General features: G+C 36.8%; 14 protein-coding genes. 11 read left to right on the forward strand and 3 right to left on the reverse strand.

Annotated elements, in window-relative coordinates; all coding sequences use genetic code 11:
* Positions 1-174: 174 nt before the first annotated feature.
* The 9 genes from adhE (at position 175) to AC3WTI_RS16990 (ending at position 8,239) form a co-directional block, all read left to right on the forward strand.
* Positions 175-2,778 carry a bifunctional acetaldehyde-CoA/alcohol dehydrogenase gene (gene adhE / locus AC3WTI_RS16950; protein WP_087957014.1) on the forward strand — a complete coding sequence of 868 codons (2,604 nt, stop codon included), beginning with the start codon at positions 175-177 and terminating at the stop codon, positions 2,776-2,778.
* Between the two features lie 126 nt (positions 2,779-2,904).
* Positions 2,905-3,132 carry a YrhC family protein gene (locus tag AC3WTI_RS16955; protein WP_087957013.1) on the forward strand — a complete coding sequence of 76 codons (228 nt, stop codon included), beginning with the start codon at positions 2,905-2,907 and terminating at the stop codon, positions 3,130-3,132.
* Between the two features lie 159 nt (positions 3,133-3,291).
* Positions 3,292-4,233 (forward strand): ABC transporter substrate-binding protein, encoded by a 942-nt coding sequence (locus AC3WTI_RS16960; protein ID WP_087957012.1) that lies wholly within the window; start codon positions 3,292-3,294, stop codon positions 4,231-4,233.
* A 5-nt stretch (positions 4,234-4,238) separates the two neighbouring features.
* Positions 4,239-5,267 (forward strand): FecCD family ABC transporter permease, encoded by a 1,029-nt coding sequence (locus AC3WTI_RS16965; protein ID WP_142286681.1) that lies wholly within the window; start codon positions 4,239-4,241, stop codon positions 5,265-5,267.
* The gene (locus AC3WTI_RS16970) at positions 5,254-6,072 is read left to right on the forward strand and encodes an ABC transporter ATP-binding protein (protein ID WP_087957010.1); all 819 of its coding nucleotides are present in this window, start codon (positions 5,254-5,256) and stop codon (positions 6,070-6,072) included. The genes AC3WTI_RS16965 and AC3WTI_RS16970 overlap by 14 nt, the downstream gene beginning before the upstream one ends.
* Positions 6,039-6,434, forward strand: coding sequence for an ankyrin repeat domain-containing protein (locus AC3WTI_RS16975; RefSeq protein ID WP_087957009.1), 396 nt, complete (start codon positions 6,039-6,041; stop codon positions 6,432-6,434). The genes AC3WTI_RS16970 and AC3WTI_RS16975 overlap by 34 nt, the downstream gene beginning before the upstream one ends.
* A gap of 308 nt (positions 6,435-6,742) precedes the next feature.
* Positions 6,743-7,249 carry a GNAT family N-acetyltransferase gene (locus tag AC3WTI_RS16980; RefSeq protein WP_087957008.1) on the forward strand — a complete coding sequence of 169 codons (507 nt, stop codon included), beginning with the start codon at positions 6,743-6,745 and terminating at the stop codon, positions 7,247-7,249.
* A gap of 56 nt (positions 7,250-7,305) precedes the next feature.
* Entirely contained in the window at positions 7,306-7,764 is a 459-nt protein-coding gene (locus tag AC3WTI_RS16985; RefSeq protein ID WP_048531313.1) for a GNAT family N-acetyltransferase, read from the forward strand.
* 97 nt (positions 7,765-7,861) lie between these two features.
* A complete protein-coding gene (locus AC3WTI_RS16990; protein ID WP_048531311.1) occupies positions 7,862-8,239 on the forward strand; it encodes a hotdog family protein in 378 nt (125 codons plus the stop codon).
* A 33-nt stretch (positions 8,240-8,272) separates the two neighbouring features.
* On the opposite strand, the gene AC3WTI_RS16995 is transcribed toward AC3WTI_RS16990, so the two are convergent.
* Entirely contained in the window at positions 8,273-8,818 is a 546-nt protein-coding gene (locus AC3WTI_RS16995; protein WP_061677238.1) for a helix-turn-helix domain-containing protein, read from the reverse strand.
* Between the two features lie 157 nt (positions 8,819-8,975).
* Here AC3WTI_RS16995 and AC3WTI_RS17000 point away from each other — a divergent pair, with 157 nt between their 5' ends.
* Both AC3WTI_RS17000 and AC3WTI_RS17005 read left to right on the forward strand, forming a co-directional pair.
* Positions 8,976-9,380, forward strand: a complete 405-nt coding sequence (locus AC3WTI_RS17000) for a DoxX family protein (RefSeq protein ID WP_048531309.1) — start codon at positions 8,976-8,978, stop codon at positions 9,378-9,380.
* Positions 9,381-9,401: 21 nt separating this feature from the next.
* A complete protein-coding gene (locus AC3WTI_RS17005) occupies positions 9,402-10,259 on the forward strand; it encodes a VOC family protein (RefSeq protein WP_087957007.1) in 858 nt (285 codons plus the stop codon).
* 15 nt (positions 10,260-10,274) lie between these two features.
* Here the strand turns inward: AC3WTI_RS17005 and AC3WTI_RS17010 are convergent, their stop codons facing one another.
* Both AC3WTI_RS17010 and AC3WTI_RS17015 read right to left on the reverse strand, forming a co-directional pair.
* Positions 10,275-10,589, reverse strand: a complete 315-nt coding sequence (locus tag AC3WTI_RS17010) for a 4a-hydroxytetrahydrobiopterin dehydratase (RefSeq protein ID WP_087957006.1) — start codon at positions 10,587-10,589, stop codon at positions 10,275-10,277.
* Positions 10,570-12,324 carry an aromatic amino acid hydroxylase gene (locus tag AC3WTI_RS17015; RefSeq protein ID WP_087957005.1) on the reverse strand — a complete coding sequence of 585 codons (1,755 nt, stop codon included), beginning with the start codon at positions 12,322-12,324 and terminating at the stop codon, positions 10,570-10,572. The genes AC3WTI_RS17010 and AC3WTI_RS17015 overlap by 20 nt, the downstream gene beginning before the upstream one ends.
* Positions 12,325-12,502 lie beyond the last annotated feature (178 nt).

Below are 12,502 nucleotides of genomic sequence, written 5' to 3' on the forward strand. Positions count from 1 at the left end.
ATCATTTCATGTATATTAAGTTCATGAAATGTTACTCACGAACAAACTTGTGAAATGTTTCACAAACAATGAGGTTCATGTAGGGAAGCAATTCTATTTTTTTGCGCTAATCGGGACTAATTACGACCTGTAGGGTCTTATTCAGTCCACGATAGCAGAATAGGAGGAATTTACATGGTAGTCAAAGAGAAAGCTGTAAATGAAATGCAGGAAGTAAAAGAGATGATTGATGCGTTAGTGAATAACGGTCAAAAGGCTTTACAAGCATTAGAAAGTTTTACACAAGAGCAAATTGACAACATTGTTCATGAAATGGCATTAGCAGGTGTGGATCAACATATGCCACTTGCAAAGTTGGCTGTTGAAGAAACGGATCGTGGTGTATACGAAGATAAATGCATTAAAAATATTTTTGCTACTGAATATATTTGGAATAGCATAAAGAAAGATAAAACAGTAGGGATTATTCACGAAGATCCTCATGAAGAAATAATAGAAATTGCGGAACCGGTCGGTGTAGTAGCTGGGGTAACGCCAGTAACGAATCCAACATCGACAACGATGTTTAAAGCATTAATCGCGATAAAAACGAGAAATCCAATTATTTTCGCATTTCATCCTTCCGCACAAAAATGTTCCATTGCAGCGGCGAAAACAGTATATGATGCAGCAGTGAAGGCGGGGGCGCCAAAACATTGTATTCAGTGGATTGAAAAACCTTCTGTTGAAGCAACGAAACGATTAATGAATCATGAAGGGGTTGCACTTGTTTTGGCAACTGGAGGGGCTGGTATGGTGAAATCAGCTTATTCTACTGGGAAACCAGCGCTAGGTGTAGGTCCTGGTAATGTACCATGTTATATAGAGCAATCAGCGCATGTAAAAAGAGCAGTTAATGATTTGATTTTATCAAAAACATTTGATAATGGTATGATTTGTGCATCGGAACAAGCAATCATTGTAGATAAGGAAATTTACGATGATGTGAAAACAGAAATGATTGCAAACAATTGTTACTTTGTAACAGAAGAAGAGAGAAGAAAATTAGAAAAGCTTGTTATTAATGAAAATACATGTGCAGTAAATAGTGATATTGTTGGGAAATCAGCACAGTATATTGCCGAATTAGTTGGGATTACTGTACCTGAAAATACAAAAATGCTTGTAGCTGAAATACAAGGTATCGGAGCAGCGTATCCACTATCTCGTGAGAAACTGAGCCCAGTATTAGCTTGTGTAAAAGCGAATTCCTTAGAAGAAGGATTTACATATTGCGAAGAAATGTTAAACCTCGGTGGTTTAGGACATTCAGCAGTCATCCATTCTGTAAATAAAGAAGTGCAAAAGCAATTTGGATTACGTATGAAAGCTTGCCGCCTTATTGTAAATGCTCCTTCATCACAAGGTGGAATCGGTGACATATATAATGGATTTATTCCATCACTTACGCTTGGTTGCGGGTCGTATGGGAAAAACTCAGTATCTCAAAACGTAACAGCGACACATTTATTAAATATAAAAAGGTTGGCAAATAGAAAAAAGAATATGCAGTGGTTCAAATTACCACCAAAAATTTATTTTGAAAAACATGCGACAGCATATTTAGCAAATATGCCTAACATTTCACGTGCATTTATTGTAACGGATCCAGGAATGGTTGAGCACGGATATGTAGATACGGTCTCGCATTATTTACGTAAACATGTAAATGATGTAAAAGTTGAAGTTTTCTTTGAGGTCGAGCCAGATCCATCAGATGAAACTGTGTTTAAAGGTGCGGAAATGATGAGAAGTTTTAAGCCAGATGTAATTATCGCACTTGGTGGTGGTTCAGCAATGGATGCAGCGAAAGGGATGTGGCTCTTCTATGAGCATCCAGAAACAACATTCTATGGAATTAAACAGAAGTTTTTAGATATAAGAAAACGTACATGTAAATATCCGGAATTAGGAAGTAAGGCACAGTTTGTTGCCATTCCAACAACATCAGGAACAGGATCAGAAGTGACACCATTTGCGGTAATTACAGATAAGAAAAATAATATAAAGTATCCACTTGCAGATTATGAATTAACGCCAGATGTAGCAATTGTTGATCCGCAATTTGTAATGACAGTACCACCACATGTAACAGCAGACACTGGGATGGACGTACTAACGCATGCAATTGAAGCGTATGTGTCTGTTCTGGCAAATGACTATACAGATGGATTAGCATTAAAGGCCGTTGATCTCGTATTTAAATATTTACCAAGAGCGTTTAAAGATGGAAATGACGAAGAAGCACGAGAAAAAATGCATAATGCTTCTGCAATCGCAGGGATGGCATTTGCCAATGCCTTTCTAGGTATTAATCACAGTTTAGCACATAAAATTGGACCGGAATTCCATATTCCGCATGGTCGTGCGAATGCAATACTTATGCCGCACGTAGTTCGCTATAATGCTATTAAGCCAAGAAAACACGCATTGTTCCCAAAATATGAGCACTTTGTAGCTGATGAACGCTATGCACATATTGCGAGAATGCTCGGGCTCCCAGCAAGTTCGGCGGCAGAAGGTGTGGAATCACTTGTCCAAGCAATTATTGAACTTGGAAAAAGCTTAAATATTAATATGAGTATTGCAGGACAAGGAGTAGATAAAGACCAATTTGAAGAGGTTGTTGGATTATTAGCAGAAAGAGCTTTTGAAGATCAATGTACAACAGCTAATCCAAAACTTCCTCTCATTTCAGAGCTGAAAGAAATTTATATGAAAGCATATAAAGGTGAGTAATGGTTATGAAAGAGCCGCCATAAAGCGGCTCTTTTTCTTTTGGAAAACATCTCCCAGAATGGCTGTATTTACTTGTCTTTAAGTATAATAGAATATGATACAGTGAAATGGAGGAGTGAGAATATAATGAAAGAATTACAAGAAAAAATAGAAGATTATACTCGTTTCGGACAAGTTCTTCTCGCTGTAAGTACATTATTAATGGTTGGCTTATTGATTCCGAATGGAGCAAAAGAAACGATACAACCTTTTGTTATGATGGGGAGCATCGTTATATTTTTAAGTTTATCTTTCTTTTTCTTTCAGCGTGTGAAAGTGATGCGAGACGAGTTAGAGGGAAACGAATGTGAATAATATAGATAAATAAAGCGTTGCAAAAAGAAGAAATCTTTTTTGTAACGCTTTTTGTTTTTTCTCTAGAAAATGTATGCGGTTTATATTGACAATGATAATCCTTATCAATTAAAGTAGAATAGTAGTTAATGATTATCATTATCAGTTAGAGGTGGAAGAATGAAAAAATCTATTACGCTATTCACAGCGATTTTATCTATTTTTTTCTTATTAATAGGCTGCAGTGCAAAAGGAGACGAAAAAGCATCTGCAACAAAAACAGAAAAAGAAAAAGTAGAAGTTACCGACCTGTCAGGAAGAAAGGTAACGTTTGATAAAGTACCAGAGACCTTTGCAACATTAAGTATGGGAGACATGAATATTATTCATGCTTTAGGTGGAAAAATAGTAGGTCGTCCGGATGCAAAAATAACTCTTCCAGAGGATATAAAGAAAGTACAAGTAATTGGGAATGCACATCAACCGAATTTTGAGCAAATTGCTAGCTTAAAGCCTGATGTACTTATTGCTAACAATGGGTTCCAAAAGAATGTTCCAACGGTTGAAGGACAAGGAACGAAAGTAATGATTTCTTCTGCGAATTCCTTGCAAGATATTCAAAAGAATATTGAACTATATGGAACGATAATGAAGAAGGAAGGTAAAGCGAAAGAACTTAACCAAAAAATTAATGATCAAATAAAGACATATGAGAAAAAGAGCGATGTAAAAGCATTGCTAGTGTATGGGGCACCCGGTACGTATTTAGCAGCATTACCAACATCTTTATCAGGTGATATTTTAGAAAAAACAGGCGGGAAAAATATTGCAGCTAATTTTCCAGAAATGAAGGAATATCCGCAATATGCGCAGTTAAGCGTAGAACGCATTATTGAGGCGAATCCAGATGTGATTTATTTAATTACACATGGAGATCCAAATAGCGTTAAAAAAGCATTCGAAGGCGAAATGATGAAAAATGAAGCGTGGAAAAACTTAGATGCAGTAAAGCAAAATCGTGTCGTTATTTTGCCACCTGACTTATTTGGATCAAACCCTGGAACAAAAGTCACAGAAGCGATGGATTTTATGTATAAAAGTATACAAGATGTAAGGAAATGATAAGTATGGAAAGTAGTGAAGTAGTAAGGGAAAAGGAACATCCTTTTGCGAAAAAAAGATGGATAATAGCAGTTACTTTAGTTGTATTAACGGTTTTAGGTCTTTGTTACGGTCTTTTCGCAGGAAGCCTATCCTTTTCTTTACGAGATATTCTAACGGGGATACAAGATGAAGATTCGACAGTTCATCGAATCGTATGGGACCTTCGTATACCGAGAGTGCTCGTTGGATTTATAGTAGGAACATGTTTAGCTGCATCTGGTGCACTGCTGCAAGGGGTTATGAGAAACCCTCTTGCAGACCCTGGTATTATCGGCGTTTCATCTGGAGCAGGCCTTGTAGCAATTGTAATTATGATTTTATTTCCTCAGCATATGGCTTTCTTACCACTCGGGGCATTTTTAGGAGCTTTCATAACGGCGATGGTCATTTATGCTTTATCATGGCAAAAAGGGGCACCGCCTTCAAGGATTGTCTTAGTAGGTGTATCAATCAATGCTTTAATTGGTGCAGCAACGTCAGCGCTAATGTTATTACATAGTGATAAAGTACAATCCGTGTTACCGTGGTTAGCGGGTGGCATTGGTGGTGTAAGCTGGGCACATTTAAACATGATTGTTTATTATGCGATATTCGCTATTATATTAGCCTTCTTTGGTATTAAGCATATTCGAGTATTAATGCTAGGAGATGAAATGGCGAAGTTATTAGGTCATAACGTGGAGAGAAGCCGGTTTTATTTAATAGTAGTAAGTACATTACTAGCTGGAATTGCAGTTAGTGTTTCTGGTCTTATTGGATTTGTCGGTCTTGTCGTACCACATATGTTACGTTTATTAGTTGGAAATGACTATAAATATTTACTGCCATTATCATGCCTTGGCGGAGGGATATTACTTGTTTTCGCGGATGCGATAGCCCGAAGTTGGTTCGATCCAATTGAATTGCCTGTTGGTATTTTACTATCATTCTTAGGCGGTCCATTCTTCTTATATTTAATTCATAGAGGAGGAAAACAGCGTGATTTCCGTTAACCAAGTGTTTTACGCACATTCTGAAAGATTTCAAATGCAAAATATGAATGTACATATTAAAGCTGGAGAGGTTGTTAGTTTAATTGGGCCGAATGGATCGGGGAAATCTACTTTGCTTCGTTTAATGGCAAGACTACTTAAACAAAGCGAAGGGGATATCATTTTAGATGGAAAAAATATTCATACGATGAAAAGTGCCGATGTAGCGAAGCAATTAGCGATGTTACCACAAATGCATGATCATCAATTAGATTTAACAGTGAAAGAATTAATTGAATTTGGAAGAGGTCCTCATAAATCATGGAGAGGTCACTTAAATAAAGAAGATGAAGAAATTGTTGATTGGGCATTGTCTGTTACAAATCTTGAAGGGTATGAATATCGTCTTTTACAATCTTTATCAGGAGGAGAACGACAACGAGCCTGGATTGCAATGACGCTAGCACAACGTACAAATGTCTTGTTATTGGATGAGCCAACAACCTTTTTAGATATCGTTCATCAGTTGGAGGTAATGGAACTTGTGAAACGATTAAATGAGGAGTTTGGCATGACAATTATAATGGTTTTACATGATATTAACCAAGCGGCTCAATATAGTGATCGTTTACTCGTATTAAAGCGAGGGAAGCTTCAGTATGACGGTATACCAGAAGAAGTGTTATGTCATGAAATGTTTCAACGTGTGTTCGGCATCGAGGTAGATATTTTTCAAGGAAGCGACAAGCCATTTTTTACACCGAAACGAATTTCTAAAGGAGGAGAAGCAAGATGCGAACAGAAGAATGTATTACCACTGAGTTAGTAAGGGAATTTGTTATGGCAGCTCACGGAGATTTAGAAAAAGTACAAGAACTGTTGGCTGAATCGCCAAGCTTACTTCATGCCTCTTACAATTGGGGAGGAGCAGATTGGGAAAGTGCGTTAGGAGCAGCGGCGCATGTAGGTCGTAAAGACATTGCTCTTTATTTATTAGAAAAGGGCGCTCGAATGGATATTTTCGCGGCCGCTATGCTTGGTGAATTAGAAGTTGTACAAGCTATTTTAGTAGCACAACCAGAAGCATTATGTGCATCTGGTCCACATGGTATTTCCCTTCTTCAGCATGCACGAATGGGTGGAGAAAAAGCACAGCGTGTATTTGAGTACTTAACGGTGCTCACATAATAACTGCAAAGGTTCTTACGGGCGGTAAACTTTTCACTTTTATATAATTGAAAAGTTTACCGCCCGTTAGAACGGGATAAGTATCTAGTATATTTGAAAATCCTACACCCCCCTCAATTGTAGTTTTCTTTATGCTAGTTATGATATGGATGCAGTAGACAACATTTGTCTACTGCCTTTTTTAATTCTTTTGAGATTGAATATTCTGTATTTAGTCTTTAGTTCCTTTATAATAGATAGTAACATTTAGTATATATCCAAAACATGATCGTGTAGGTAAGTACAAATTCGTGGGAAGGAGTGCAGAGATGTTTCATACAGAGCGTTTACAAGTTCGCAAATATACGATGGATGATTTACAGTTCTACGCCTCACTATGGGGAAATGAGAAGGTAATGCGATATATTGGAAATGGGACGTTAAAAACATATATGCAATGCAAAAAAAGTTTGGAGGAATGGGTGATTCCTAGCTATAAAAACGGTCTCGGTTTATTTGTATTGATTGAAAAGGAAACGGGAATACGAATTGGTCATGCAGGATTAGTAAAGCAGCAAATAGATGGAAAAGAGGAAATTGAAATTGGTTATTGGTTATTACCTCAGTATTGGGGAAAAGGGTATGCAAAAGAAGCAGCGGCAGCATTTCGAGACTATGGATTCCAAGCGTTACGAATGAATAAGTTAATTTCTCTTATTAATCCGGACCACCCCGCCTCCATCTTTGTTGCTAGAAAAACAGGACTTAGTTATGAGAAGACAACTTCATTTCATGGGATGGATGTTCTCGTTTATTCTATTAAGCGTGTTGGGTGAAAAAAGGTAAATTGCATTTTTTGAAGAATGGTATATAAAAATAAGGGGGGGATTACATGTACATTTATCATAATGGACTTATTATTCGCGAGGGAACGAATGGTGTACCTGCATATGCAATTAAAACCTTATTCGAAGATGCCGGTTGGAGCAATGATAATATCCCTTCTTGGCAAATTGAAAAATTTACGATAGCATTTGAAAATTCAACATGGGCATTCACAATATGGGATGAAGAAGAGATGGTTGCGATGGTGAGGGTCATTTCTGATGGAATCATGGTCGCGAACATAGTAAATTTAGTTGTGAAATATGAATATAGAGGGAAGGGATTAGGCAAGAAACTTGTCGCTCTTTGCTTGCAAAAGCTACCACATGGCGACTGGTTTGCACATACATCCGCGAGTAATTTTGATTTTTATAGAAGTTGTGGTTTTGAGGTGAGAGAGTTATCGAGAAATGGAACATGTGCGTATTATGGGTATCAAATAGCAAAAAAAGATGGGCATCGATAAAGAGAAAAAGGCTCGATATTCTAATAATATAAACTGAACTAAGACTCATTTTATGATAAAATAAAAGAAAATTCTGTTTATTATTAGGGGGATAAAAATGAGTATAAAAATTGGGGATGTATTTAAATACGAAAGAAGATTTACTGAAGAAGAGGTTTTTGAATTTGCAAATATTACAGGAGATAAAGGTAGGCATCATATGGAATATGATGAAAATGGACGTTTAATGGTTCATGGTTTATTGACTGCTAGCATTGGAACGAAAGTAGGCGAAGAATTACATTACATAGCAAGAGAATTAGTAAGTGAGTTTATTAGACCAGTTTTTACAGGAGATACGATCACTTGTGAATTAACTTTAACTAATATTGAACAGATGGAAGGATACAAAAAGGTTTCAATCGAGTCAGTTTATCGCAATCAAGACGAAAAGACTGTACTAGTTGGGACAAGCTATGGGGTTATAAGGGGATAAAAAAGAAGCCTGGTTTGCAGGCTTCTTTTTTATTTAATAAACACGTTTTCGATTTTCTGCATGACTAGAGATGAGTAATAATGCAGTTTCATCCCCTATATTACGAACGATATGAGGAACACATGCATTCCAGGAGAAAGAATCACCTTCTTCTACAATTGCAATATCTTCTCCATGTTGAACTTCTAGTTTTCCGCGTAATACAAGGTGACACTCTTCCCCTTCATGGGCATTTGGTGTGTTTTCTTTCGGAAACCCAGCAGGAATTTCTACAAGATTTAGGCGAAGGCCACCTTGTTCTGCCACATGTTCAATTCTCTGTTCATCTTTTCCGTATACACTGTATTTACGCTCTACCTTTTTGACAACTTTCAGCCGATCTTTTTGTTCTAATAATAAATAGGGAAGGGGAACGTTTAAGAAATTGGAGATCGTTTCTAAAGTTGAGATAGATGGTGAGGTTTTATTATTTTCAACTTGGCTCATAAATCCTTTAGAAAGACCTGTTCCCTCACAAATTTGTGCGATTGTTATGCCTCTACGTTGACGAATTTCACGTATTGCAGAACCAATATTCATAAAATCAAGCTCCTTTTTTGTAAACAACTATTTGTATCATAGCAAAAAAAATATATTTTTTCCCAGTGAAAATGAATTGACGAATAAAAAAAATTAGTGTATGTTTTGTAATGTAAATAAAAGTTTCGTATAAGAAAACTATAAAGGAGAGAAAGAAATGAATCAACATATCGGTAACTTAATTATTCGTATCGTGTTAGGGGTAACGTTCTTCATGCACGGTTTAACAAAATTCCAATCGGGGATTGACAATATTGCAGGGTGGTTCACAAGCATTGGTTTACCAGGAGGTCTTGCATACGGTGTAGCAACAGCGGAAGTAGTTGGTGGTCTATTATTAATTCTAGGTTTAGGTGTAAGATATATTGGATTATTGTTCGCACTTGTTATGGTTGGCGCAATTGTAAAAGTAAAATGGTCAGCTGGTTTATTAGGAGATGGAAAAAATCCTGGATTCGAATTAGAGCTTGCATTGTTAGCAATGGGTGCGTACTTATTTGTTGCGAAAGCAGACGGTTTTGTAGATAATTTCATCAAAGAGAAAATGTCAAAGAAGAACTAAATTAAATGGGGGGCTAACAAGATGAGTTTTCAACTTCATCCCGATACAACACTTGATGTTGTTCATTTATATGTATCAAATATAAAGAAATCACTAGAGTTTTATACAGAAGTACTAAGTATGAAAGTATTAAAACAAGATGAAATGGTCGTTACATTTGGTAATGAAAATAACGAAACACTCCTGATTATTGAAGAAAAGAAAGAAGCTTTGCCAAAGCAAAGAGGGAGAACGGGTTTATATCATTACGCAATTTTATTACCGAGCAGACAAGATTTAGCCAATATTCTTCGTCATCTTGTAGAAATGGTGTATCCACTGCACGGCGGAGCCGACCATTACTTTAGTGAGGCCCTTTATTTAGCTGATCCAGATGGAAACGGGATTGAAATTTATCATGATCGCCAAAAAGAAGTTTGGCGTAATGAGAATGGAGAACTACCATTTGTTAGTAACCCGTTAGCTGGTGAAGAATTATTACAGCAAGGAAGTGTGTGGAATGGTTTCCCAGCTGGTACTGTGATGGGGCATGTTCATTTCCATATAGCTGATTTAGAAGAAGCGAAACGTTTCTATGTGGATGGTCTTGGTTTTGAAGTAACAATCCCAGCTCGCAATGGAGCGCTCTTTGTATCAGCAGGCGGCTATCATCACCATATCGGTTTAAATACGTGGCAAGGTGAAGGGATACCACCGCAAATGCCAAATTCCGTTGGATTGAAATATTTTACAATTGTACTAGCGGATGAAAAACAAAAAGAGCAAGTATGTGAAAGCTTAAAAAATATTGGCAAGATTGCTACGTACAAGGATGGAATATTACAGGTCGAGGATCCATTTGGACATAGTATCCATTTCAAAATTAAAGGAGAAGCCTAAAAAGGCTTCTCTTTTTTACTTTCTTATAATGGCTTTTTCATTTTGGACAAATAGTTCATCAAATTGTTTGGCAAGCTCAAAATCGAGTTTCGTTAAACCTTTTGCATTCCAGGAGGACAAAGTAATAATGACTGCTTTATACTGGATAAGAATAAATGGATGATGATTATGTTCTTCTGATAGTTTGGCGACCTCAGACACAAATTCGACTCCTTTTAAGTAGTCGGAAAACATATATTTTCGTTCAATCCATTTTTCATCTTTTATCATCCATTTATCTACTGTCAATAATCCCTCTTGAACTTCTTCTTCAGTTAATCGTAGCATCATTTTTCACATCCTTTACAGGTAATAGTTCAAGACCATTGTTAATAAGACGTGTTATAGCTTCATCAGTTGTAAAAGTAGAAAGTTGTTGTAATAATGCTGCGGATGTTTCATGCCCTTTGTTATGATCTAAAAGCAATTCTAATATTTCAAGGCGAAGCAGCCATTCTTTCGCATAAAATTTATTTAATACTTCTTGAATTGCCACTAGCTGTTCGATATGAGCTTCGTGTAAAATACCTTCATTTCGAATATCACGAACTGTTTGATACATACGATCTAGCTCAGTTAATGTAAGAGGTGCTGGAGTTGCTTCTATTTCTTCATCAGCAGGGAAAAACGCTGCTGCATCTGCCGCTCCTGGGAATACAGAAGTGATTTTTGAGCCAACAGCCATATCAAAAGCACCCCATGAAGCATCAAATAATAAACGTTCTTTATAAGTAACGGTACAATCGATAAAGGAGATAAGAGCAATCTTTTTATCATTTTTTTGAATTGCTGTTACCGTTCCATTTACATGGATGCCACTTGCAAAAGTAAATGATGTTTTATTTCCAATTGTAATTCCTAATGATTGTAATTGTTCGTCTGTACAGTTTTCTAATGCAATATTTTCAGTAAGTAATCCAATTGGTGTTCCAAAGCCGTCACTGTGTACAGCGGTAGAGTGATCCGCTAGTTGTTTATTATGAATGGATAATGCAGTTGGTGAATTTGTACGCATGTAAATCACTTCACCTGCATCGTTTTCAATTGTCTCATTAAATGTACCTGTAATTTGTAGTCCGCTATTTAGCTCAGCAGTTGCGTGGTTTTCAGAGCGAATCGCTTTTTCTAAACCTTCTTTACCACCTGTTTTAAAGGCCATCGTTTCAGAGAACTTCTCAAGTGCCTCTGTTAACTCTTCAAAGGAGTCACAAACAAATAGTTGAGGTTGCATTTTTGTTACGTCATAAGTTGTTCCTGTACAAGCTTCAATAGAAAAAGGAACTTTTTCTACAGCGTCTGTTAAGCAATGTTTACTTTCACCAACAGAAGAAAGGAGACCAGCACCGTAGATTTTTGGATCGTCTATATTTCCAATTAACCCGTATTCTACCGTCCACCAGAAAAGGCGTGAAATTTGTTCTGCTTCTGATAAACCAGAAACTAATTTTTGTTTTTCAATTACCGCATTTTCAGCATCTGCAACTTCTTGAGGTGTAGAAGTCGGGCTTTCTTTTACGATTGTTAATATACGAACAGCTTCAAACGCATCATGTTCTTCTTTTGTAGAGAAAGCTTTTGCTCCAATTTGTCCAAAGCGTTTTACATACTTTGCATATGTAGGATCAAGTAAAATTGGTGCGTGGCCTGCAGCTTCATGAACGATATCAGGAGCCGGTGTATACTCGATATTTTCTACTTTACGAATATCTGTTGCAATTGGTAATAACCCGTGTCCCTGAAAATCAAAGAACGCTACGCCTGGAATAAGTCCATCAATCGTTACAGCTCCCCAGCCACTTGGTGCTAAACATTCATTCATTTCTTCTACTTTAGGAATGGCATCTATATTTATACCAGATGATTGTAATCCGTTTACGTAGGCTGGATGAGCAACGTCTTTTAAGAAACTATGATTTTGTCTCATAATGTAACGCCATACAGCGTGGTTCACCGGTGTGTATTGATCATAATGCTGTGTGGATACGAATGGTTTTAAATGCGATGGGATTTCTGTTTTCTTTGTCATTTAAACATCCTCCTTTTTTCTATAAAACTGTATATCGATTTCGTATAGCTTGTATCACCTCTCTTTAAAATGAAAGCGCTTATGAAAATTCTATCACAACATTCAGAATTATTTAACAAATGTTTATGTGAGAAATAGAAAAAGCCCCTATCGGAACATTGGATAGGGGCGAAAAAAT

This window comes from Bacillus sp. EB106-02-03-XG38 (assembly GCF_058792175.1).

Coding starts and splice junctions, on each gene's coding strand:
- adhE (WP_087957014.1), top strand. CDS start 175: ATGGTAGTCAAAGAGAAAGCTGTAAATGAAATGCAGGAAGTAAAAGAG.
- AC3WTI_RS16955 (WP_087957013.1), top strand. CDS start 2,905: ATGAAAGAATTACAAGAAAAAATAGAAGATTATACTCGTTTCGGACAA.
- AC3WTI_RS16960 (WP_087957012.1), top strand. CDS start 3,292: ATGAAAAAATCTATTACGCTATTCACAGCGATTTTATCTATTTTTTTC.
- AC3WTI_RS16965 (WP_142286681.1), top strand. CDS start 4,239: ATGGAAAGTAGTGAAGTAGTAAGGGAAAAGGAACATCCTTTTGCGAAA.
- AC3WTI_RS16975 (WP_087957009.1), top strand. CDS start 6,039: ATGCGAACAGAAGAATGTATTACCACTGAGTTAGTAAGGGAATTTGTT.
- AC3WTI_RS16980 (WP_087957008.1), top strand. CDS start 6,743: ATGTTTCATACAGAGCGTTTACAAGTTCGCAAATATACGATGGATGAT.
- AC3WTI_RS16985 (WP_048531313.1), top strand. CDS start 7,306: ATGTACATTTATCATAATGGACTTATTATTCGCGAGGGAACGAATGGT.
- AC3WTI_RS16990 (WP_048531311.1), top strand. CDS start 7,862: ATGAGTATAAAAATTGGGGATGTATTTAAATACGAAAGAAGATTTACT.
- AC3WTI_RS16995 (WP_061677238.1), bottom strand. CDS start 8,818: ATGAATATTGGTTCTGCAATACGTGAAATTCGTCAACGTAGAGGCATA.
- AC3WTI_RS17000 (WP_048531309.1), top strand. CDS start 8,976: ATGAATCAACATATCGGTAACTTAATTATTCGTATCGTGTTAGGGGTA.
- AC3WTI_RS17005 (WP_087957007.1), top strand. CDS start 9,402: ATGAGTTTTCAACTTCATCCCGATACAACACTTGATGTTGTTCATTTA.
- AC3WTI_RS17010 (WP_087957006.1), bottom strand. CDS start 10,589: ATGATGCTACGATTAACTGAAGAAGAAGTTCAAGAGGGATTATTGACA.
- AC3WTI_RS17015 (WP_087957005.1), bottom strand. CDS start 12,324: ATGACAAAGAAAACAGAAATCCCATCGCATTTAAAACCATTCGTATCC.